Annotated in this window: 19 protein-coding genes; 10 read left to right on the top strand and 9 right to left on the bottom strand. The window is 65.9% G+C overall.

The window, feature by feature from the left end; genetic code table 11:
• The first annotated feature begins 113 nt into the window (after positions 1-113).
• Both hrpB and IVB42_RS03930 read left to right on the top strand, forming a co-directional pair.
• The gene (hrpB, locus tag IVB42_RS03925; protein ID WP_026233929.1) at positions 114-2591 is read left to right on the top strand and encodes an ATP-dependent helicase HrpB; all 2478 of its coding nucleotides are present in this window, start codon (positions 114-116) and stop codon (positions 2589-2591) included.
• 294 nt (positions 2592-2885) lie between these two features.
• Positions 2886-4529, top strand: a complete 1644-nt coding sequence (locus IVB42_RS03930; protein ID WP_018460039.1) for a lysine--tRNA ligase — start codon at positions 2886-2888, stop codon at positions 4527-4529.
• Positions 4530-4700: 171 nt separating this feature from the next.
• Here IVB42_RS03930 and IVB42_RS03935 read toward each other — a convergent pair whose 3' ends face one another.
• Positions 4701-5354, bottom strand: coding sequence for a helix-turn-helix transcriptional regulator (locus IVB42_RS03935; protein ID WP_018460038.1), 654 nt, complete (start codon positions 5352-5354; stop codon positions 4701-4703).
• 204 nt (positions 5355-5558) lie between these two features.
• Here IVB42_RS03935 and IVB42_RS03940 point away from each other — a divergent pair, with 204 nt between their 5' ends.
• Together IVB42_RS03940 and IVB42_RS03945 are read left to right on the top strand one after the other, a co-directional pair.
• Positions 5559-5903 carry a DUF952 domain-containing protein gene (locus IVB42_RS03940; RefSeq protein ID WP_018460037.1) on the top strand — a complete coding sequence of 115 codons (345 nt, stop codon included), beginning with the start codon at positions 5559-5561 and terminating at the stop codon, positions 5901-5903.
• Positions 5900-6997 (top strand): quinone-dependent dihydroorotate dehydrogenase, encoded by a 1098-nt coding sequence (locus tag IVB42_RS03945; RefSeq protein WP_018460036.1) that lies wholly within the window; start codon positions 5900-5902, stop codon positions 6995-6997. The genes IVB42_RS03940 and IVB42_RS03945 overlap by 4 nt, the downstream gene beginning before the upstream one ends.
• A gap of 132 nt (positions 6998-7129) precedes the next feature.
• Here IVB42_RS03945 and IVB42_RS03950 read toward each other — a convergent pair whose 3' ends face one another.
• The 5 genes from IVB42_RS03950 to IVB42_RS03970 form a co-directional block, all read right to left on the bottom strand.
• Positions 7130-8455, bottom strand: a complete 1326-nt coding sequence (locus tag IVB42_RS03950; protein ID WP_026233928.1) for an MATE family efflux transporter — start codon at positions 8453-8455, stop codon at positions 7130-7132.
• Between the two features lies 1 nt (position 8456).
• The gene (locus IVB42_RS03955) at positions 8457-9191 is read right to left on the bottom strand and encodes an MBL fold metallo-hydrolase (RefSeq protein WP_018460034.1); all 735 of its coding nucleotides are present in this window, start codon (positions 9189-9191) and stop codon (positions 8457-8459) included.
• 21 nt (positions 9192-9212) lie between these two features.
• Positions 9213-9515, bottom strand: a complete 303-nt coding sequence (locus tag IVB42_RS03960) for a DUF6460 domain-containing protein (protein ID WP_018460033.1) — start codon at positions 9513-9515, stop codon at positions 9213-9215.
• Positions 9516-9634: 119 nt separating this feature from the next.
• Entirely contained in the window at positions 9635-11293 is a 1659-nt protein-coding gene (locus IVB42_RS03965) for an ATP-dependent DNA ligase (protein ID WP_018460032.1), read from the bottom strand.
• Positions 11290-12327 (bottom strand): ligase-associated DNA damage response exonuclease, encoded by a 1038-nt coding sequence (locus tag IVB42_RS03970; protein ID WP_018460031.1) that lies wholly within the window; start codon positions 12325-12327, stop codon positions 11290-11292. Before IVB42_RS03970 ends, IVB42_RS03965 begins: the two co-directional genes overlap by 4 nt.
• Before the next feature lie 65 nt (positions 12328-12392).
• Between IVB42_RS03970 and IVB42_RS03975 the strand changes: the two genes are divergently transcribed.
• From IVB42_RS03975 to pdeM, 4 genes are all read left to right on the top strand, one after another.
• Positions 12393-13319 carry a methyltransferase domain-containing protein gene (locus IVB42_RS03975; RefSeq protein WP_018460030.1) on the top strand — a complete coding sequence of 309 codons (927 nt, stop codon included), beginning with the start codon at positions 12393-12395 and terminating at the stop codon, positions 13317-13319.
• Positions 13320-13433: 114 nt separating this feature from the next.
• Positions 13434-14663, top strand: coding sequence for an ABC transporter substrate-binding protein (locus tag IVB42_RS03980; RefSeq protein ID WP_247393467.1), 1230 nt, complete (start codon positions 13434-13436; stop codon positions 14661-14663).
• A gap of 222 nt (positions 14664-14885) precedes the next feature.
• The gene (locus IVB42_RS03985) at positions 14886-17462 is read left to right on the top strand and encodes a ligase-associated DNA damage response DEXH box helicase (protein WP_247393469.1); all 2577 of its coding nucleotides are present in this window, start codon (positions 14886-14888) and stop codon (positions 17460-17462) included.
• Between the two features lie 53 nt (positions 17463-17515).
• Entirely contained in the window at positions 17516-18187 is a 672-nt protein-coding gene (pdeM, locus tag IVB42_RS03990) for a ligase-associated DNA damage response endonuclease PdeM (protein WP_018460027.1), read from the top strand.
• On the opposite strand, the gene IVB42_RS03995 is transcribed toward pdeM, so the two are convergent.
• Positions 18184-19047 carry a LysR family transcriptional regulator gene (locus IVB42_RS03995; protein WP_026233925.1) on the bottom strand — a complete coding sequence of 288 codons (864 nt, stop codon included), beginning with the start codon at positions 19045-19047 and terminating at the stop codon, positions 18184-18186. The two genes, pdeM and IVB42_RS03995, sit on opposite strands and share 4 nt — an antisense overlap.
• 99 nt (positions 19048-19146) lie before the next feature.
• Here IVB42_RS03995 and IVB42_RS04000 point away from each other — a divergent pair, with 99 nt between their 5' ends.
• Together IVB42_RS04000 and IVB42_RS04005 are read left to right on the top strand one after the other, a co-directional pair.
• Positions 19147-20058: a DMT family transporter gene (locus IVB42_RS04000; RefSeq protein ID WP_018460025.1), complete on the top strand. Its 912-nt coding sequence runs from the start codon at positions 19147-19149 to the stop codon at positions 20056-20058.
• Positions 20059-20070: 12 nt separating this feature from the next.
• Positions 20071-20847 carry an MBL fold metallo-hydrolase gene (locus IVB42_RS04005; protein WP_018460024.1) on the top strand — a complete coding sequence of 259 codons (777 nt, stop codon included), beginning with the start codon at positions 20071-20073 and terminating at the stop codon, positions 20845-20847.
• Between the two features lie 144 nt (positions 20848-20991).
• Here IVB42_RS04005 and IVB42_RS04010 read toward each other — a convergent pair whose 3' ends face one another.
• A complete protein-coding gene (locus IVB42_RS04010) occupies positions 20992-21762 on the bottom strand; it encodes a TIGR02186 family protein (RefSeq protein ID WP_018460023.1) in 771 nt (256 codons plus the stop codon).
• The gene (locus tag IVB42_RS04015; RefSeq protein ID WP_018460022.1) at positions 21759-22676 is read right to left on the bottom strand and encodes a sulfite exporter TauE/SafE family protein; all 918 of its coding nucleotides are present in this window, start codon (positions 22674-22676) and stop codon (positions 21759-21761) included. The genes IVB42_RS04010 and IVB42_RS04015 overlap by 4 nt, the downstream gene beginning before the upstream one ends.
• Positions 22677-22786 lie beyond the last annotated feature (110 nt).

Raw genomic sequence — 22786 nt, forward strand, 5'->3', positions numbered from 1 at the left:
GCTTGTCCCGGCCATCCACGTCTGTTTTCTAGTGTGACGACGTGGATGCCCGGCGACTTCCGTGCGAAGACGCGCTTCGCGCTTTTTGCTCGGGCGTGACGAATGGACAGGCCTTGCCCCTCAGTTTCGACACGCCCCTCCCGATCGATGCCGTGCTCGACGACCTCTCGCGCACGCTGGAGGCGCATCATGCCGCCGTGCTGGTGGCCCCTCCTGGCGCCGGCAAGACCACGCGCGTGCCACTGGCGCTGCTCGATGCCCCCTGGGCCAAAGGCAAGAAGATCATCGTGCTGGAGCCGCGGCGCATCGCGGCGCGCGCCAGCGCCGACCGCATGGCCAAATCACTCGGCGAACGCGCCGGCGAGACTGTCGGCTATCGCGTCCGCTTCGGCTCGAAGATCTCGCGCGCGACCCGCATCGAGGTGGTGACGGAGGGCATCTTCACCCGCCAGATTCTCGACGATCCCGAACTGTCGGGCATCGCCGCCGTGCTGTTCGACGAATTCCACGAGCGCTCGCTCGATGCCGACATGGGCCTGGCGCTGGCGCGCGACGCGCAGCTGGGCTTGCGCGAGGATTTGCGCATCCTCGTGATGTCGGCAACGCTCGATGGCGCCCGCGTGGCAAAATTGCTGGGCGAAGCGCCCGTCGTCGAAAGCGAGGGCCGCGCCTTTCCGGTCGAGACGCGCTATCTCGGCCGCAAGGCTGACGCGCCGATCGAGCGGCAGATGGCGGATGCGATCGCCTCGGCGCTGCGGGCCGATGCCGGCTCGGTGCTGGCGTTCCTGCCGGGCGCCGCCGAAATCCGCCGCACCCAGAATTTCCTCGCCGAACGCATACACGATTCCAGCATTGAAATCGTGCCGCTGTTTGGCGCGCTCGACGCCGCCGTGCAGGATCGTGCCATCTCGCCGGCGCCCAAGGGCACGCGCAAGGTGGTGCTGGCGACCTCGATCGCGGAGACCTCGCTCACCATCGAGGGCGTGCGCATCGTGGTCGATTCCGGTCTCGCCCGCGTGCCGCGCTACGAGCCCGACATCGGCTTGACCCGGCTCGAGACCGTGCGCGTCTCCCGCGCGGCGGCGGACCAGCGCCGCGGCCGCGCCGGCCGCACCGAGCCCGGTGTCTGCTACCGGCTCTGGGACGAACCTCAGACAGCCTCGCTAGCGCCCTACACCCAGCCCGAGATCCTCAGCGCCGATCTGTCCTCGCTGGTGCTCGATCTCGCGCAATGGGGCGTCGCCGATCCTGCCGCGCTGTCGTTTCTCGACCCGCCGCCGCAGCCGGCCTGGAAGGAAGCAAAAAGCCTGCTCTCCGAGCTCAACGCGCTCGATGGCGATGGCCGCATCACCGCGGAGGGCAAGAGCCTGCGCGCGCTGGCGCTGCCGCCGCGGCTCGCGCGCATGATCGTGGATTCGCACCGTGCCGGCGAAGGCGAGGCCGCCGCCGAGATCGCGGCCATCATCACCGAGCGCGGGCTCGGCGGCGACAGCGTCGATCTCGAGCACCGGCGCGATCAGTTCCGCCGCGACCGTTCCCCGCGTGCCGCAAGCGCGCGCGACCTCGCCCGGCGCTGGGCTTCGCAGGTGGCGGCGTCAGAGAAGGCGGCGACCGCAGAAGGTGACCTCTCGACCGGCCTGATGCTCGCCTACGCCTTCCCGGATCGCGTCGCGCGCAACCGCGGCAATGGCAGCTTCGTGCTCGCCAACGGCCGGGGTGCTGCGGTGGATCAGACCTCGTCGCTCGCGCGCACGCCTTATATCGCGGTCGGCGAGATGACCGGCACGGCGGCGAGCGGGCGCATTCTGCTCGCGGCGCAAATCTCGCAGGACGAGATCGAGCGGCATTTCGCCGAGCATATCGAATCCGTCGAGGAGATCTCGTTCGATCGCGGCGCGATGGCGCTGCGGGCGCGGCGCAAGCGCGCGCTGCACGCGATCACGCTCTCCGAGGCGACGCTCGCCGTGTCGCCCTCGGGGGACACTGCGCGCATCTTCGCCGACGGGTTGATCGCCGCCGGACTCGACCGGCTGCCCTGGTCGAAGGTAGCCAAACAATGGCGCGATCGCGTGATGTTTTTGCGCAGGGCCGAAGGCGACAGCTGGCCCGATCTCTCGGACGACGGATTGATCGCGCGGCGCGACGATTGGCTGGTGCCGGCGCTCTACGACATGATCGCGCTGAAGGATATTTCCGCCGGCGATCTCTCCGACGCGTTGATGGCTTTGTTGCCGTGGGAGATGCGCGCGCGGCTCGACCGCGAGGCGCCGACGCATTTCGAGGCCCCGACCGGCAGCGTGCTCGCGATCGACTATGAAGCCGAGCAGGGGCCGACCATCGCGGTGCGGCTGCAGGAATTGTTCGGCCTCAACACCCATCCCTCGATCGCCGCCGGCAAGGTGCCGCTGGTGCTGGAACTGCTGTCGCCGGCGCAGCGCCCGGTGCAGGTGACGCGCGATCTCCCCGGTTTCTGGCGCGGCAGCTACAGTGCCGTGCGGTCCGATTTGCGCGGCCGCTACCCGCGCCATCCCTGGCCGGAAGATCCGGCGAATGCGCTGCCGACCCGGCGGGTCAAGCCGCGCGGGACGTGAGGCGCAAGAAGACCCTCATGGTGGGGAGCGCGGCCCGCCCTTCACGGGCATCCTTCGAGACCCGCTCCTATGGAGCGCTCGTTAATCCAAGCACGGCACCGACCTCTAGCTGCCGCCGGAGTGGGGCTGTTTATCGCGGTAAATGGCGGCTCTGAGTTCGTCAATGAGTTATCATTTATGCGCTGCGGAGGCGCTCCGAACGAGCAAAAGCGTCACAAGCTCTCAGGATGAGGGTCTCACAAAATTGCATTCTGCCCGGAAATCGCTATTTTCCGCGGCCCGGAGGCCCCTTAGATGTCTGTTATCGATCTTGCCGCGAATCCGAGCGATCTGCGTGCGCTCGCCGAACAATCCAACGCCTGGCCGTTCGAGCAGGCGAAGGCCATTGTCGCGCGGCTGAAGAAAAGCCCGAAGGACGAGGTGCTGTTCGAGACCGGCTACGGGCCATCAGGCCTGCCGCATATCGGCACCTTCGGCGAGGTCGCGCGCACCTCGATGGTGCGGCACGCTTTTCATGTGCTGACCGAGAACAAGATCAAGACCCGCCTGCTCGCGTTCTCCGACGACATGGACGGGTTTCGGAAAGTGCCCGACAACGTCCCCAACAAGGAGATGCTGGCCGCGCATCTCGGCAAGCCGCTGACGCGGGTGCCGGATCCGTTCTCCAACGAATACCCGTCGTTCGGGCACCACAACAATGCGCGGCTGCGCGCCTTCCTCGATCATTTCGGCTTCGACTACGAATTCGCGAGCTCGACCGACTATTACACGTCCGGCCGTTTCGACGCGACGCTGCTCAAAATGCTCGCGGCCTACGACAAGGTGATGGCGATCATCCTGCCGACGCTCGGTCCCGACCGCCGCGCGACCTATTCGCCGTTCCTCCCCATCAGCAAGACCACGGGTGTCGTGCTGCAGGTGCCGATGATCCGCCGCGACGTTGCGGCCGGCACGGTGACCTACCTCGATCCCGATACCAACCAGGAAGTCGAGACGCCGGTCACCGGCGGCAACGTCAAGTGCCAATGGAAGGCCGATTGGGCGATGCGCTGGGTCGCGCTCGGCGTCGATTACGAGATGGCCGGCAAGGACCTGATCGACTCGGTCAAACTCTCCGGCGCGATCGCCAGGGCGCTCGGCGCCACGCCGCCGGAGGGCTTCAACTACGAGCTCTTCCTCGATGACAAGGGCCAGAAGATCTCGAAGTCGAAGGGCAATGGGCTGACCATCGACGAATGGCTGCGCTACGCCTCGCCGGAATCGCTGTCGCTGTTCATGTATCGCGAGCCGAAGGCGGCCAAGCGGCTGTATTTCGACGTCATCCCGCGCAATGTCGACGACTACCAGCAGTTCATCGACGGCTTTGCGAAGCAGGACGCCAGGCAGCAGCTCGGCAATCCGGTCTGGCATGTCCACAATGGCCATCCGCCGAAGTTCGACATGCCCGTCACGTTCCAGCTCCTGCTGACGCTGGTGTCGTCGTCGAATGCGGAGAATGCCGAGACACTGTGGGGTTTCATTGGTCGCTACCGACCCGGTGTGAGCCCGCAGACGCATCCCAAGCTCGACGCGATGGTCGGCTATGCCATCAACTATTATCGCGACTTCGTCGCGCCGACGAAGACGTTCCGCGAACCGACCGAGACCGAGCGCGCGGCGCTGCAGGATTTGCGGGATGCATTATCGCAGCTTCCGCAGGACGCCTCGGCCGAGGACATCCAGAACGTCGTCTACGAGATCGGCCGCCGCGAGCCGTTCCTCGACCAGGTCAAGAAGGGCAAGGACGGCCGTCCGGGCGTGACGCTCGACTGGTTCAACATGCTCTACCAGGTGCTGCTCGGCCAGGAAAAGGGCCCGCGCTTCGGCTCCTTTGTCGCGGTGTATGGCGTGCAGAACGCGGTCAACATGATCGACGGCGCGCTGGCGCGGAGTGCGTGAGGGCTACGGAACTGAGTTGTAGGCGCGACCTATCTCCCCGATTCGTCCTGGCGAAAGCCAGGACCCATAGCCACCGCCGGATGTGGTTACGGAGACTCGGAGTGGCCAATTGGTGCCACAACTTCTCCCGAGGTAATGGGTCCTGGCTTTCGCCAGGACGACACCGAGGCCTCACTGGCTTGCCCACACGATCCGCGCGATCCACACCACCTCGCTCGCCGCCATCCTGCGTTCGGCCTGCGTCGCATCGAGCGGCTGCAAATCCAGAGCCTTTGCGGTGCGGCGCTTCAGCGTCGCCACCGTCAGCTCGCCCGCGTTGGTCTTCACCACCACGCGATCGCCTTTGTGGATCGGCGCGCCGGGCGCGACCAGGATGATGTCGCCGTCGCGATAGGCGGGCGCAAGCGCTTCGCCGGACATCTGCAGCGCGAAGCTATGGTTGCCCTCGAAGGCGGGAAGGGCAAATTCGGTCCAGCCCTTGCCGACGGGAAAGCCGGACTCGTCGAAGGCGCCGCTCGCGCCCGCCAGTGCGAAGCCGAGCAGCGGCACCGAACGGCCGCCGCCTGCCTCGTCGCCGACCAGCCTGGCAAAAATGTCGATCGACGAATCTGCCGCCGCCAGCGCTTTCGCGATCGATTCGGTCGAGGGCCAACGCTCGCGGCCGTCGGAGGTAACGCGCTTGGACTTGTTGAAGGTGGTGGGATCGAGCCCGGCGCGCTTGGCGAGGCCGGACGGCGACAGGCCGGCACGCGCCGCCAGCCGATCCAGCGCGCCCCAGATCTGGTCGTGGGTGAGCATCCTCTGCGCTTTGGCCTGCCTGACCATGGAAGGTCCAGCCCGTCGCAACTCAGGAAAACTATCCTCAAATCAATCGGTTTTCCGTTTTCGGTGCAAGAGGCGGCGTCTAAGTCTTGAGTTCGGCAGGGGTGGCCTTTACGGTCCCGCCCGGGATTTAACGACCCACGAGAGACGAAAATCCCCAGGAGACTCAAAGAGCTGTCTCCCCGGGCAAACAGGGCTGCGTAAGCGGTGGTCAAGATCTACAAAATCTGTCCGGCCTCGGCCTGGCGCGAGGCGGAACGGCAGGGCGTTTATCGCGGCAGCGCGGACGATTCGCGCGACGGATTCATCCATTTCTCGACCGCCGCCCAGGTTCCCGAGACCCTGCAGAAGCATTATGTCGGGCAGCGCGCGCTGTTCCTGGTCGAGGTCGACGGCGATGCGCTCGGCAGCGCGTTGCGCTGGGAGCGCTCGCGCAATGAGGAGCTGTTTCCGCATCTCTATGGCGAGCTCGATCTCGGCGCGGTGATGGCTGTGATGAACCTCAACACGCGCTCCGACGGCGGCCACGATGTTCCGGAGCTTGCCCCGTGATCCGCGCTTTCGACGCTCTCTCGCTGCCGGTGCTGCGTTGGCTCGATCCGGAGGATGCGCATCGCCTCGCGATCCAGGGCCTGCGCTTCCTGCCGCCGGGCAAGCCGCACGCTGACGATCCCAAGCTTGCGGTGCGTGCGTTCGGGCTCAACTTCCCCAATCCGATCGGCATGGCCGCGGGCTTCGACAAGAGCGCCGAAGTGCCGGATGCGCTGCTGCGGCTCGGCTTCGGCTTCGTCGAGATCGGCTCGGTGACGCCGAAGCCGCAAAGCGGCAATCCGCGACCGCGGCTGTTTCGTCTGGAGCGCGACGAGGCCGTGATCAACCGCATGGGCTTCAACAATGACGGTGCGGAGACAGCCCTGCGCCGGCTTGCGGCGCGCGCGCAGCACGGCGGCATCGTCGGCGTCAATGTCGGCGCCAACAAGGATTCGCCCGATCGGGTCAATGATTACGTCAAGCTGATCGAGACCTTTGCGCCGGTCGCGAGCTATTTCACCGTCAACGTCTCCTCGCCGAACACGCCGGGCCTGCGCAATCTGCAGGAAGGCGCGCTGCTCGACGATCTCCTCGCCAGGGTGATCGACGCGCGCCAGCGGGTGCGCGAGAGCGCCGGCGACACGCCGGTGCTGCTCAAGATCGCGCCGGATTTGAGCCTCGCCCAGCTCGACGACGTCGTGCAGGTCGCGCGCTCGCGCCGGGTCGATGGCATGATCGTATCGAACACCACGATCGCGCGGCCGAGTACGCTGCGCGAGGAGATGCGCGCCAAGGAGCAGGGCGGCCTGTCCGGCCGGCCGCTGTTCCGGCTGTCGACGCGGATGGTCGCGGAGACCTATGTGCGCGTCGAGGGCGCATTCCCCCTGATCGGTGTCGGGGGGGTGGACTCGGGCGGCGCCGCGCTGACGAAGATCCGCGCCGGCGCGAGCCTGATCCAGCTCTATTCGTCGCTGGTCTACAAGGGCCTCGGCATCGTCGACGAGATCAAGCGTGACCTCGCCTCGACCCTATTGCGGACGGGGCGGGATTCTCTCTCCGAGATCGTCGGCTCCGACGCCGCCACGCTGACGGCGGAAGACTGGCCGGGGATGTAGGCGGTCTCGTGCCCCGAGCGCAGCGCAGCACGTTAGTGATGCACTGCTGAACCGGGGCCCACGCTCGCGGCATTCTGGGTCCCGGCTCCGCGCAGCAGCGTTTCACCCTGCAGCGTGTCCGGGACACGAGAGCTACGACCTCGAAAACGTCTTCCTGTACAGCGCCGGATAGCGCGCGGCCTGCAAGCCGCCGCGCGAGACGTAGGAGGCGATCAGCGCGCTCCACAGCCCGGCATTGCCGAACGATTGCAGCGCCCAACATGTGGCGAGGAAGATCGCGAGCGAGGCCAGCATCAGATTGCGCATCTCACGCGCCCAGGTCGCGCCGATATAGATGCCGTCGAAGCCGAAGGCGAACACGCCGGGAATCGGCGCGAGCACGACGAACGGCAGGAATTCCCGCGCGCCGCGACGGACGCTTTCGCTCGCCGTCATGAAATCGATTAAGTTCGGCCCGAATACCGCGAATAGCGCGGACACGACCAGCGCGAAGCCGAGCCCCCATAGCAGCACCAGCCGGGTCGAATCAGCAAATCCCCTGGCGTCGCGTGCGCCGAGCGTACGGCCGCAAAGCTGCTGGGCTGCGTTCGCTAGACCATCGAGAAAGAAGGCGCTGACCAGCAGAAAATTGTTGAGCACGGAATTCGCGGCCAGCGTGACGTCGCCGGCCCGCGCGCCCTTGGCGGTGAAGAACAAGAACACGGCGATCAGCGCCGCGGTACGGATCAGGATGTCGGAATTCACGGCCAGCAGCCGCATCAGCTTGGCCCGGTCGAACAGCTCTGCGTACGGCACCGCGAACCCACCGTCCGCATAGCGGCGGCAGACGATCATGCCGAGGCCGAATCCGGCCGCTTCAGACAGCAGCGCTGCGATCGCAGCACCTGCGATCCCGGTGTCGTAGACCAGCACCAGCAGGATCGTCGCCGCCGCGTTGACGAGATTGATGACGATTTGGAGCGCGAGCGCCGGGTTGGCGCGAGCCTGGCCGACCAGCCAGCCCAGGATAACATAATTGACGAGCGCCAGCGGCGCCGACCAGATCCGGATCACGAAGTAGGTTTTCGCCGCGCGCGTGACGCCTTCGCTGCCGCCCATCAGGTCGAACAGCACGGTGGCCAGCGGCAGTTGCAGCGCGATCAGTGCTACGCCGATCAAGCCGGCGACGATGAAGCCGCGCACCAGGATCGCGGTCAGCTCGCGCGTCTCGCCGGCGCCGAGCGCCTGCGCCGTGAAGGCGAGCGTGCTCATGCGCAGGAAACCGAACAGCCAGAACAGGCAATCGAAGATGACGGACGCGATGGCGACGCCGCCGAGCAGCGCGGCGTCGTCCAGCCGTCCGATCGCGGTGGTCGAGACCACGCCGATCAGTGGCGTGGTGAGGTTGGCGACCATCGCCGGGCCTGCGATGGCGAAGACCTGACGGGAACCGATCTTCAAGTGAACGGGTGCGTGCATGTCAGAACACGAGCACCATGCCGTCTTCGGCGGCGAGATGGGCGATGTCGTCGAGGCGCGACAGCACGTCTTCGCTCATATGGGTGAGCACGAGGCGTTTTGCGCCGATTTCGGGAAGGTGCTGTTCCAAGGTCGTCAGGCTGAGGTGATTCTTGACCACCTTCTCGTACATATAGGCTTCGGCGATGAAAAGGTCGGCGCCATGCGCCAGCGGAATGAGCGTCTCCGTCCATTCGGTATCGGCGCTGTAGGCCAGCGTGCGACCCTCGGCTTCGACGCGATAAGCGAGGAACGGTCCACCGGATTCGCCGTGCACGACGGGATAGGGCGTCACCGTCACCGCGCCGAAGCTTTGGCTCTGCTCGGGCGCGAGCTCGACGACGGACAGCTCGAAGCGCTGTTTCGTCTTCGAGGAGTGCTCGAACAGAGCCTCCATCACCTCACGCAGCCGCGTCTCGATGCCTTTGGGGCCGGCGATCGTGAGCGGCCGCGTCCGCCGCGAGAATTGTGCGTCGAGCAGGACAAACGGCAGCCCGGCAAAATGGTCGCCGTGGAAATGCGTGATCAGGATGAGATCGATCTCATTGCGGTCGATCTCCAGCCGCTTCAGTGCCGGCAAAGCCGACGCGCCGCAATCGATCAGGAAGTTGGCTTCGCGCCCCGAGACGTGGAAGCAGGTATTGAGCCTGCCGCCGGATCCGAAGGCGTCGCCGCAGCCGACAAAGCGCAATTGCATCGGCCGCCAGCTCCAAATCCTTTACCTGCGTGGCGCGCCGAAAACGCGCATCAGCAGCCAGATCGGAATCACGATGACAGCGCCGAGCAGGAAGTAGCGCCACAGCCAGTTCACGGTATCGAAGCCGAGATCCCACAAACGCTGGAACAGAAGACGAATGCTTAAGATGATATTCCAGGGGTCGAAGCCGATCGCCGCCAGCACGACGCCGACGAGGATCGAGAGCAGCACCAGGCGAAACGCGACCGCCAGCGGCGAGCCGCCGAGAAAGCGGTGCAGGCCGTCACTGCGGCCGGCCGGCAAATCTCTGACGTCGTGGGCCATCTCAAACTCCTCAGGGGATTCGACCTATCATAGGGCAAGGCGGGGACATGGGGAACCTGTGAGGGGGCGTCAATCGGCTTACGGGATTTTAATTCGGGCAAGCACACGCCCGGGGCTTCTTAAGCCTCAACCTCGGCCGCCTCCGCTTTCAGCATCTTTTCCAGCGTTTCCAGCCGGTCGGCCTCCCGCGGCGGCTTGTCCCAGCGCAGCCGGCTGATGCGGGGAAAGCGCATCGCGACGCCGGATTTGTGCCGTGGTGAGCGCTGCAGCCCCTCGAAGGCGACCTCCAGCACCAGCCCCTTGTCTGGCTCGTGCACGACGTGGCGGACGGGGCCGAATTTTTCGGTGGTATTGCGACGCACGAAGCGGTCGATCTGGAGCAGCTCCTCGTCCGTGAAGCCGAAATAGGCTTTTCCGACCGGCACCAGTTCGTCACTGCCCGGCCCTGCGGTCCAAACGCCGAAGGTGTAGTCGGAATAGTAGGACGAGCGCTTGCCGTGGCCGCGCTGCGCATACATCAGCACGGCGTCGATGATGTGCGGATCGCGCTTCCATTTCCACCATTGTCCCTTCGGCCGCCCCGGCAGATAGGGTGCGTCGCGCCGCTTCAGCATCACGCCTTCGACGGCGTCCGCGTCCTCGCCCGCACCAGCGCTGGCGGGATCGGCGCGTGCTGCGGTCAGCGCCTCCCAGCTTGCGAAGGCGACGGTGGGCGACAGATCGATGCGGGGATCGTCGAGCTTACCGATGAAGGTCTCCAGCCGTTCGCGCCGCTCCGCGAAAGGCAGCTCGCGCAAATCGTTCTCGTCGTCGCCGAGCAGATCGTAGGCGCGCAGATGAATCGGAAATTCCTTGATCAGCTTCGGAGACACGACCTTGCGGTTGAGCCGCTGCTGCAGAAAATTGAAACTTTGCACGCGCCCTTCGCGCAGGATCAGAAGCTCGCCGTCGATGGCGCCGGGCAGCCGCAGCGACGGCACGAGGTCCGGAAAGCTCCCGGTGATGTCCTCGCCGGTGCGCGAATAGAGCCGAGCGGTGATGTGGCCGTGCTCGTCGCGGCCGGCCACCGCCTGCACGCGGATGCCGTCCCATTTCCATTCGGCGATGTAGTCGGCGGGATCGAGTGCAGCGAAATCGGTGTCCTCGATCGCATGCGCCAGCATGACAGGACGGAACGGCGCGGGATCGCGATTGACTGGCTTGTCGCCGCGGCCTTCCAGCCAGGCGAACAGGTCGAGATAAGGCGGCGCGAGACCGGGCCAGATCAGCTCGACCTCATGCGGGTCCTTGTCGCCGAGCGCGGCGGCCGCGGTCTTTGCCAGGCGCGCGGAGATGCCGATGCGCAACGCGCCGGTGACGAGCTTCAACAGCGCCCAGCGGCCGGTCTCATCCAATTCGTCGAGCCAGCGCTCGAGCTGCTTCGGCAGCTCGGTCTTGCCGAGGGTGCGCAGGGTGGTGACCACCTCGGTGAGGGTTGGGGGAGGTGGGTTGTTGTGGACACCCACGGCCTTCGGCCACATCAGCGCGATTGTCTCGGAGAGATCGCCTACATAGTCCCAGGATAGGCCGAACAAGACCGGGTCAGTTCGCTGGGCGATAAGATCGCGCAGCAGAGAAGGTTTTGCGTGCTTGAAACTCAGCGCACCGGTCAGCGCGGCCAGCGCGTAGCCGCGATCGGGATCGGCGACCTCGCGAAAATAACTCGTGATCAGCCGCAGCTTGTTGTTGCGGCCGGGTTCGTAGGCGAGGCGGTCGAGAAGTTCGGCGAAGCGGTTCATGCTTCGGCCTCGTCAGCGAGCGGCGTCTCGGTCTCCTCCTCGTCGCCATAGCCGACGAGATCGAGCGGCCGCGACCGCAAACCCTTGCTTTGGCACCAATGCACCAGCGCGTCTTCCTGGCCATGGGTAACCCAGATCTCGCCGGCACCGGTCGCGGCGATCGTGGCGGTGAGGCCGTCCCAATCGGCGTGATCCGAGATCACCAGCGGCAGCTCGATGCCGCGTTGCCGCGCGCGGGCGCGCACCCGCATCCAGCCAGAGGCGAATGCCGTGACGGGATCGGGAAACCGGCGGGTCCAGAGATCGGATGTTGCAGAGGGCGGCGCCAGCGTGATGGTGCCGGCGAGCGCCGCCTTCTTGACGCCCTTCGCCGGCCGCAACTCGCCGAGCTCGATTCCGCGGCTCTGATAGTAATGCGTGATCTTCTCCATCGCGCCATGCAGATAGATCGGCGCGTCGTAACCCGCTTGGCGCAGCAGAGCGATCACGCGCTGCGCCTTGCCAAGCGAATAGGCGCCGACGAGATGCGCGCGCTCCGGAAATAGCGCCACCGACGCCAGCAGCTTCTTGACCTCGTCGGCCGCATCGCCATGGCGAAACACCGGCAGGCCGAACGTTGCCTCGGTGATGAAGACGTCGCAGCGTACGAGCTCGAACGGCGTGCAGGTCGGGTCGGGCGCATCCTTGTAGTCGCCGGAGGCGACGATGCAGGTGTCCTTGCAGGTGACCGCGACCTGCGCCGAACCGAGCACATGGCCGGCCGGGTGAAACTTCGCGCTGACGTCGCCGAGCCGGATCTCCTCGCCATAGTGGATTGCTTGGGTGGAGCCGGCAAAATTCTCGCCATAGCGCAGCCGCATCATGTCCAGCGTTTCCTGCGTCGCCAGCACCGCGCCGTGGCCGGCGCGGGCATGGTCGGAATGGCCGTGGGTGATCACGGCCCGCTCGACCGGCCGGACGGGGTCGATATGGAAGCCGCCCGGCTTACAGCATAGGCCGGCGGCAACTGGCAGCAGGATGTCTTGCGGACGCATGCCTGTTATATAGGTCGCGACCCCGCATCTTCGAGTCATCACCGCTTCGTTCCCTGGTTCCCACAATGCCCCTGCGCTTGTTCCTGACCTCCGGCGATCTCATGGCTGACCGCCGCTTCGAGTTCGCGCGCGACCTCCAGCTCAAGGGCGATCTGGCGGCCGCCGCCGACCTGCTGGAGCAGACCATCGAGATTGCGCCGAATTTCACCTCGGCCTGGTTCACGCTCGGCGAAATCCGCGCGCAACTCGGCGAGCGCGACAAGGCCATTGCGGCCTTTCGCAAATCGCGCGAGTCCGACCCGAGCGATCAGCATGGCGCTCATCTGCATCTGATACGCCTCGGCGATGCGCAATTGTCCGAGATGCCCAAGGCCTATGTGCAGGCCTTGTTCGATCAATACGCCCCGCGCTTCGAGCACGTGCTGATCAACGATCTCGGCTATCGCGCGCCGTCGCTGATCTTCAAGGCGGTGGTGGCTGCCCGCGTCGCCGCGAAGAAGCCCGCCCTGTTCAAGCGCGCCATCGATCTCGGCTGCGGTACGGGGCTCGCGGCCGCCGCCTTCGCCAAACAGGTCGACCAGTTCATCGGCATCGATCTGTCGCCCGGCATGGTCAAGGAGGCGCGAGCCACCGGCCTCTATGCCGAGCTCGAAGTCGCCGACATGATCGAAGGCCTGCGCAGCAGGAGCGAGGCGAGCGCAAACCTCGTCGTCGCTGCCGATGCGTTCGTCTATCTCCCCGATCTCGCACCGGTGCTCGGCGAAGCCAGGCGCGTGCTCGCGCCCGGCGGCGTGCTTGCGTTCACGCTGGAGACCCATGACGGCAGCGGCATCGTTCTCGGCGAAGGCCTGCGCTATGCCCATTCGGCGGAATATGTGCGCGATGCGATGGCGAAGGCCGGCCTCAAGCTCCTCACATTGGAGCAGGCCTCGCCACGCACCGAGAACAACGAACCGGTGGGCGGCCTCGTCGTGGTCGCCGAGAAAACTTGAGTTTAGGCGCTATAAGCGGCGCTTTAAGCGTCATTGCGTCGCAAAGCCGCGACTTCCCACTTGCGAGCCGTGCGGCGATGCCAGCACAATGCGCGCACCAGGGAGAAACAAACAATGACCAGGAATCCATCGCGGCGCGATTTCAGCGCCGCCGCGCTCGCGACCATCGCGGCCTCCACCTTGCCCGCGCCCTATGTCTGGGCCGCGGAGAAGAAATACGATTCCGGCGCCAGCGACACCGAGATCAAGATCGGGCAGACCGTGCCGCATTCCGGCCCCGGCTCGCTCTACGGCGTGCTCGGGCGCGTCGGCGAGGCCTATTTCCAGATGCTGAACGAAAAGGGCGGCATCAACGGACGCAAGGTCAAATTCCTCACCATGGATGATGTCTACAGCGCGCCGAAATGCGTCGAGGCGACGCGGCGCCTGGTCGAGCAGGAGGAGGTGCTCGCGCTCTACGGCTCGCTCGGCACCGCGCCGCAGACCGCCGTGCACAAATACCTCAACTCGAAGGGCGTGCCGCAGTTGCTGCTCAACACCGGCGCGTCGAAGTGGAATAACCCGAAAGAGTTCAAATGGACGATGGCTGGCTTGCCGCTCTATCCGACCGAGGCGCGGATCCTGGCGCGGCACGTCGTCAGCGTGAAGCCGAACGCGAAGGTCGGCATCCTGTACCAGAACGACGATTTCGGCCGCGACTTCCTCGGCCCCTTCAAGAAGGTTCTGGAAGACGCCGGCGGCACCGCCAAGGTGATCATGGAGCAGACCTACGATCTGACCGATCCGACGGTCGATTCCCAGCTCATCAACCTCTCGAAGTCGGGTGCGGACGTCTTCTACAACATCTCCACCGGCAAGGCCTCGTCGCAGTCGATCCGGAAAGTAGCCGAGCTCGGCTGGAAGCCGCTGCAGCTGCTGTCGGCCGGCTCGACCGGCCGCTCCATCCTCAATGCCGCGGGCCTCGAGAACGCCGCCGGCATCGTCGCCATCCGCTACAACAAGGAAGTCGGCCTGCCCAAATGGGAGAAGGACCCCGACGTCATGGCGTTCGAGGAGCTGCGCAAGAAGTACACGCCGGCGATCGATCAAGACAACACCATCGCCTTCGCCGGCTACGGCCAGGCCGTCACCATGGGCGAGATCCTGCGCCGCTGCGGCGACGAGCTCACCCGCGCCAACGTGCTGAAGCAGGCTTCCAACCTCAAAGGCTTCCACTCGCCTTATTTCCTCGACGGCGTCACTTACGACTACACGCCTGACGATTACACGCCGATGAAGACGCTCTTCATCTCCACCTTCACCGGCAAGGACTGGGACATCTCCGACAAGCCGATGTCGGAGTAGGGGCGCTTTCTTCTCCCCTTGTGGGAGAAGATGGCGCGAAGCGCCGGATGAGGGGGCTTTCTCCGCGTACTCGAACGATGCTCTTTCGCGGAGAGATACCCCTCACCCGTCTCGCCGCTTCGCGGCGATCCACCCTCTCCCACAAGGGGAGAGGGAACGGCAGTATCGCCCTCGTCGTTCACCCCCTCGACGAACCCGTCCCCACGGCTTACCTGTGATGCCGTGCCGCCCCGCATCCGCAAAATCCCGGTCGAACCTGCCGCGCTGCTGCCCGACCGCTTCAAGGCGTGGTTCGCGGCCCGCGGCTGGTCGCCGCGCGCGCATCAATTGGCGCTGCTGGAGAAGGCGCACGAGGACCGATCCGCATTGCTGATCGCGCCCACCGGCGCCGGCAAGACGCTGGCGGGATTCTTGCCGACGCTGGTCGAGCTGAGCTCCGCGCCCAAAGCTTCGGCGAAATCGGTGATCTCCACCGGCCGCAGTCTGCAACGCACCGGCGGCCTGCACACGCTCTACATCTCGCCGCTCAAGGCGCTCGCGGTCGATATCGCGCGCAACCTCGAGCGCCCCGTCGCCGAGATGGCGCTGCCGATCAAGATCGAGACCCGTACCGGCGACACGCCGACGTCGCGGCGGCAGCGGCAACGGCGCTATCCGCCGGACATTTTGCTGACGACGCCGGAGCAGCTTGCGCTGCTGCTGTCCTCCGACGACGCGCCGTTCCTGTTTTCCTCCTTGAAGCGCATCGTGCTCGACGAGCTGCACGCGCTGGTGACGTCCAAGCGCGGCGATCTGCTGTCGCTTGGACTCGCGCGGCTGTGGCGGTTGGCGCCGCAGATGCGGGCGATTGGCCTGTCGGCGACCGTGGCCGAGCCTGAATCGCTGGCGCGCTTCCTGGTGCCGCAGCCCGGCGGCAAGGAAGCGGCGGCCGACATCGTCCTTGCCGGCGGCGCCGCACCGCCGCTGGTCGAGATGATGGACACGCGCGAACGCCTGCCCTGGGCCGGCCACAGTGCGCGCCACGCACTTCCCGAGATCTACGAGCTGATCAAGGCGAACAAGACCACGCTGGTTTTCGTCAACACCCGCAGCCAGGCCGAGATGCTGTTCCAGAATCTCTGGAGCATGAACGACGACAATCTTGCCATCGCGCTGCATCACGGCTCGCTCGACGTCGCCCAGCGCCGCAAGGTCGAAGACGCGATGTCGGCGGGCAAACTGCGCGGCGTGGTCTGTACCTCCTCGCTCGATCTCGGCGTCGACTGGGGCGACGTCGATCTCGTCGTCAATATCGGCGCGCCCAAGGGCTCCTCGCGCCTGATGCAGCGCATCGGCCGCGCCAACCACCGGCTCGACGAAGCCTCGCGCGCGGTGCTGGTGCCCGCGAACCGATTCGAGGTGCTGGAGTGCCGCGTCGCGATCGACGCCATCGCGGAGAATGCGCAGGACACGCCGCCGCTGCGCCTGGGTGCGCTCGATGTGCTGGCCCAGCACGTGCTCGGCTGCGCCTGCGGCGAGCCGTTTTTCTCCGACGAGCTTTACGGTGAGGTCCGCACCGCCGCGCCCTACGCCGATCTCACGCGGCAGGACTTCGACGACGTGGTCGATTTCGTCGCCTCCGGCGGCTACGCGCTGAAGACCTATGAGCGTTTCGCGCGGATCAAGCAGGACAAGGAGGGACGCTGGCGCGTCGCCAATCCCAGGGTGCGGCAGAGCTACCGGATGAATGTCGGCACCATCGTCGAGGACGACATGCTCAAGGTGCGGCTGGTGCGCTCGCGCGGCGGAGGTCAAGGAAAAGCAGGCGGGTCGACCGGCGTGATCGCGCGCGGCGGCAGGCTGCTCGGCGAGATCGAGGAAGCCTTCATCGAGGGTCTCAGCCCGGGCGACACCTTCGTGTTCTCAGGAGAGGTGGTGCGCTACGAAACCCTGGTCGAAGACCAGGTCTATGTCTCGCGCGCCAACGACAAGGACCCGAAGGTGCCGTCCTATATGGGCGGCAAGTTTCCGCTCTCGACCTATCTTGCCGAACGGGTTCGCCGCCTGCTCGATGACGGGCGCGCGTGGGGCGCCTTGCCGGAGCAGGTGCGCGACTGGCTGTCGCTGCAAAAGGACGTCTCGCGCGTGCCGGCGGTGCGCGAGCTGCTGGTCGAGAGTTTTCCCCGCGCCAACAAGCATTACGTCGTCTGCTATCCCTTCGAAGGCCGTCTCGCGCATCAGACGCTCGGCATGCTCTTGACGCGCCGGCTGGAGCGCGCCCGCGCCCGGCCGCTCGGTTTCGTCGCCAATGAATATGCGATCGCGGTCTGGGCGCTCGGCGACATGTCCTCCATGATCCGGGACGGCAGGATCGACCTCGACGCGCTGTTCGATCCCGACATGCTCGGCGACGACCTCGAAGCGTGGCTTGCCGAATCCGCGCTGATGAAGCGCACGTTCCGCAATTGCGCGATCATCTCCGGCCTGATTGCGCGGCGGCACACCGGTGAGGAGAAGAGCCGCCGTCAGGTGCTGTTCTCGACCGATCTCGTTTACGACGTCCTGCGCAAGCACCAGGCCGATCACGTGCTGTTGCGCGCCGCCCGTGCCGATGCCGCCACTGGCCTGCTCGATCTGCGACGCCTCAGCGACATGCTCACCCGCATCCGGGGCCGCATCACGCATCGGGAACTCGACCACGTCTCCCCGCTCGCCGTCCCCGTGATGCTGGAAATCGGCCGCGAGTCAGTCTATGGCGAAGCTGGAGACGAGCTCCTGGCGGAGGCCGCCGACGAGCTCGTCAAAGAGGCGATGGGATAACAGCAGGTTTTGACGTGGGGGCAGGCGCGCTGGTTTCAGGGGATATCGAGGACATGCGCGTTTCGAATGTCAGCATCAGCAGCGTGACCTTCGCGGCCGATCTCTCCGGCGCGCTATTCTGGGAAGAGCAGCGCCTGCTCGTCGTCTCCGACCTGCATCTGGAAAAAGGTTCCAGCTTCGCCATGCGCGGCGTGCTGCTGCCGCCTTACGACACCATCGCGACGCTCAGTCGTCTCGCTGCTGTCATCTCCCGCCATGATCCCCGAATCGTCATCGCGCTCGGCGACAGTTTTCACGATCGCACGGCGCATGGACGGCTGTCGGCGGAGGATCGCGACGCGGTCGCCGCCTTGCAGGCTGGCCGCGACTGGATCTGGATCTCAGGCAATCACGATCCGGCGCTGCCGCGTGATCTCGGCGGCACCGTCGCCGACGAAGTTGCGATCGGTCCGATCACCTTCCGCCACGAGCCGACGGGCGCGAGCGGCGAGATCGCCGGCCATCTTCATCCCAAGGCGCGTGTCTCCGCGCGCGGCCGCTCGATGGAGCGCCGCTGTTTCGCCTGTGACGGCGAGCGTGCCGTGATGCCCGCCTTCGGCGCCTACGCCGGCGGCCTCAGCATCCGCGATGTGGCGTTTGCAAAGATCTTTCCAATGAACGGTTTTGTCGCGCACCTGCTCGGCGACCGCCGCGTCCACGCGATCGCCGCGTCACGGTGCAGCTAAGCCGCTTTCGCCTGCACGTCGTCGCAGAACTCCGCCAGCCGATCTGCCAGCCGCAACGTCGCGGGACTTGCGCCCGGCGCGGCCATCAGCGCCACTTCGGTCCGGTTGATCGGCGCAAAGCCGTCCTTCGCGCTCAGCACGCGGTGGTCGGACTGGATCGCCATCTCCGACAGGATGCTCAAGCCCATGCCGGCCGCGACCGCGGCCTGGATGCCGGCCAGGCTCGATGACGTATAGGACATGTGCCAAATGCGGCCCGCGCTTTCCAGCGCATGGATGGCGCCGGCGCGGTAGAGGCAGCCGAGCGGAAAGCCGATCAGCGGCACGGAGGCGACATCGGCGTGGATCGGATGGCTCTTGCTGGTCACCCAGTGCACCTGCTCCGGCCACACCGCAATCGCGCCTTTCTCACCGGCCGCGCGCTTGAACAGCGCCAGATCGAGCTCGCCGCGATCGAGGTCGCGGGCGAGATTCTTGCTCTGGTCGGCGCGCACATCGAGCCGCAGGCCCGGATGCGAGCGCGAGAACGCGCCGAGCAGTTTCGCCAGCCGATACGCCGCAAAGTCCTCGGGGATGCCGAGCCGGATTGCGCCTTCGCCGTCGGGCTGGCGCAGCACGTCGCGCGCCTCTTCCGCAAGCGACAACAACCGCCGCGCATAGGACAGCAGCCGCTCGCCGGCTTCGGTGGGGCGCACGTCCTTGCCGTCGCGATGCAGCAGGACCTGGCCGACATCCTCCTCCAGCCGCTTGATCTGCTGGCTGACGGTCGATTGGGTGCGATGGACGCGCTCGCCGGCGCGGGTGAAGCCGCCGGCATCGACCACCGACACGAAGCTGCGCAGGAGCTCCAGATCGAGCATGGCTGCCTCCATTCGAAAATCCACTGGCTGGAAGTTAATCATTTAATTTCCAAATGACAAGCCGGCTCCCTAGATCGAGGGCTCAGGAGAATGCCCCTCATGTCGCTCGCCCCTTCGCTTGCCGTTCCGCGCAGCCGCTTCAACACGCTGCCGCTGGCCATCGGCCTGTTCTGCCTGCTCTGGAGCTACGCCTTCGTCGCCGGCAAGATCGGCGTGACCCATTGCCCGCCGCTGATCCTGCTCGCCGCGCGCTTCTCGCTCGCCGGCATCTTGATCCTCGGTGCCACGCTGGTCCGCGGCGACGACTGGTCGCTGTCCTGGCGCGATGCCGCGATCTTCGCCGTGCTCGGCGTCGCCAACAACGCGCTCTATCTCGGCCTCGGCTACACCGGACTGCAATCGGTCTCCGCCGGCCTCGGCGGCCTGATCGTGTCGGCCAATCCGGTGTTCACGGCGGGCCTCGCCGCGCTTCTGCTCGGCGAAGGCATGACCTGGCGCAAGGCGAGCGGCCTCCTGCTCGGAATCATCGGCGTGACCTTGATCGTCTGGCACCGCCTGGCGGTCGGCACCGACTCGCTGCACGGCATCGTGTTCACGCTGGCCTCGCTCGCCTCTCTCGTTGCCGGCACCATTTTGTTCAAGCTGCTCGCGCCGAAGGGCTCGCTGTGGGTCGGCAATGGCGTGCAGAATCTTGCCGCCGGCATCGTGCTGACGCCGGTGGCGCTCACCTTCGCCGACGTTCATGCCATCGACTTCACGCCGGGCCTGATCGGCGCCTTCGCCTTCCTCGTGCTCGGCGGCTCGATCCTGGCGTACTGGCTCTGGTTTCATTTCTTGAAAGTGTGTGGCGCGACGGCTGCCAGTGCCTATCATTTCCTGATGCCGCCGCTCGGCATGCTGTTTGCGTATCTCGTGCTCGGCGAACATGTCGAGGCGCGCGATCTGCTCGGAATCATCCCGGTCGCACTCGGCATCTACCTGGTGACGCGGCCCGCCAAATCCGTCTCGTAAGAGGAGTCCATCATGCCCATTTCCATCACCCTGATCGGCGGTCCCACTGCGCTGATCGAGATCGATGGCTTCCGTTTGCTCACCGATCCGACCTTCGATGACGCGCACACCGCCTATCAGCTGCCGCATGTGAAGCTGGAGAAGACGATCGGCCCTGCGCTCAAGGCCGATGCGATCGGCCCGATCGATGCCGTGCTGCTCAGCCACGACCAGCATTCGGACAATCTCGACAATTCCGGCCGCGACTTTCTCAAACATGTGAAGCGCGTGCTGACCACCGAGGCCGGCGCGCAGCGCCTCGGCGGGCATGTCGAAGGTTTGGCGCCGTGGGGCACGGCGCATCTGAAAGATCGTGACGGCAACTCGCTGACGATTACTGCGACCCCGGCGCGTCACGGGCCGGCCGGCATCGAGCCGCTGTCAGGCGACGTCATCGGCTTCGTGGTGTCGTCGAGCCGGACCGACACCACATCGGTCTACATCAGCGGCGACACCACCTGGTTCGACGGCGTCGCCGAGGTCGCGCGCCGTTTCAAATGCGGCGTGGTGATGCCTTTCGCCGGCGCCGCGCAAACGCGCGGGCCGTTCCATCTGACCATGGACACCAACGACACCATCGAGACCGCGCGCGCCTTCCCCGATGCGATGATCGTGCCGGTTCATACGGAGGGTTGGGCGCATTTCCGCCAGAACAGCGAGGATCTACGCAAGACCTTCGACGTGCTCGGCTTCGGGACGCGGCTGCGATTGCTCGAGCCCGGCGTGCCGACGGTGGTGCAGGCGCCGTAGCCCCGACTGTCATGCCCCGGCTTGACCGGGGCATCCAGTACGCCGCGGCGGTAATTGTGAGAGCGAGTCGCCTAACGCAGGCCTCTGGAATACTGGGTCGCCCGGTCGAGCCGGGCGACGACGAGAGGAGAGAGCGTAGTCTCCTCAATCCTTGCGAAACACGATCGAAGCCATCCATCCCGTCATCAGCGCCATCGCGGCGGTGACGAGGCCGTAGATCAGGCCGTTCTGCCGCGCGGTGGTGGCGACGAACTGCTCGAAGCCGACCTTGACGATCTCGAACGCGGTCTCGGTCTTGCCGATGAACGCGCCGTCGGCAAACAGCTTGATCTCCACCTCGTAAGTGCCGATCGGCACCTCCGCCGGCAGCGGAATGCCGGTGCGGAACAGCGTCGGCGTCAGGAATGTCACCGCGCTCGGATCCTCGCGGTAGAGACCGCGCTGGGTGCGCAGGCGGATGAAGGCGGAGCGGAACACGTCGTTAGGCACCACATCGGCATAGTCGCCGCTGACACGCTGGGTCAGCAGCACGTTGTTAAGCCCGATCTGCTGACGCCGCGCGATCTCGGGCGAGGTGATGACATCGAAGGAGCGGTTGGCAAATAGCGCGAGATAGCTCGGCACCTCCAGGAACTGGCGGTAGTCGGTGTTGATCCAGATCCCGAAGGTGCGCTCCTTGCGCCGCGTCACCATCTCGGCGCGCGGGCCCATCACGGTGACGACGAGATCGTAGCTCTTGCGATCGGCGGGCGTGGAGGCGTCCTTCTCGACCGAGCCGAACAGCACCAGCTCCTCGCCGGAATAATTCGGCGTCACCGTGACGCGATGGTTGGAGACCGACACGATCAGCCGCTCGGCGCGTGCGACGGAGCCGAGCAGCAGAACGAGCAGGACCGCGAGAGCTGTGCGCATCATCCGTTCACCCCCAGCTCGCGGATGGTGAAGAGGTCTTCGGGCCGGATCACCAGCTCGATGGCGAAGCGAACGCCGACCGAGAGGATCAAGAGGCCGAGCAGCAGCCGCAGCTGCTCGCCGCGGATCTTCTGACCGGCGCGTGCGCCGAACTGCGCGCCGGTGACACCGCCGACCATCAGGATCAGCGCCAGCACCGCGTCGACGAGGTGATTGGTCACCGCATGCAGCAGGGTCGCAAACAGCATCGTGACCAGCGTCAGGACCATCGAGGTGCCGATCACCGTCGAGGTCGGCACCCGCAGCAGATAGATCATGATCGGCACCAGGATGAAGCCGCCGCCGATGCCCATGATGGCGCCGATGAAGCCGATCAGGACGCCGATGATCACGACCGGAATGACCGAGAGGTATATCTTGGAACGCTTGAACCGCATCTTCAGCGGCAGGCCATGGATCCAGTTGTGGGTGCGTCGTGGCGGCACCGCGCCGCGCCGGGTCCGCATTAGGGCGCGCAGGCCTTCGGAGAACATCAGGCTGCCGACGGTGGTGAGCAGCACGACGTAGGACAGTGCGATCATCAGATCGAGCTGGCCGAGCGCACGCAGCTGCGTGAAGGTCCACACGCCCAGCGCCGTCCCGGTCACGCCGCCGCATAACAGCACGCTTGCCAGCGCCGGGTCGATCGCGCGTCGCCGCCAATAGGCGAGCGCGCCGGAAAAGGACGAGGCGGCGATGTGGCTCGCGACGGAGGCGACCGCGACCGCCGGCGTGATGCCGATGAAGATCAGAAGCGGCGTCATCAGGAAGCCGCCGCCGATCCCGAACATGCCGGAGACGAAGCCGACCGCCGCGCCCATCGCTAGCACGAGGAAGACATTGACCGGAAGATCGGCGATCGGGAGATAGAGCTGCATCGAGAGACCACGCTTCCCGCGAGACGGATCGATTGCGCGGAATGCTCGCAGGAGGGCAGAACGATTGCCGCGCCCTTCAATAGCGGAATTCGGTGGCCGGCGGGACCAGG

Origin of the sequence: Bradyrhizobium sp. 45 (genome assembly GCF_023073155.1) — a bacterium.
GTDB lineage: Bacteria > Pseudomonadota > Alphaproteobacteria > Rhizobiales > Xanthobacteraceae > Bradyrhizobium > Bradyrhizobium canariense_D.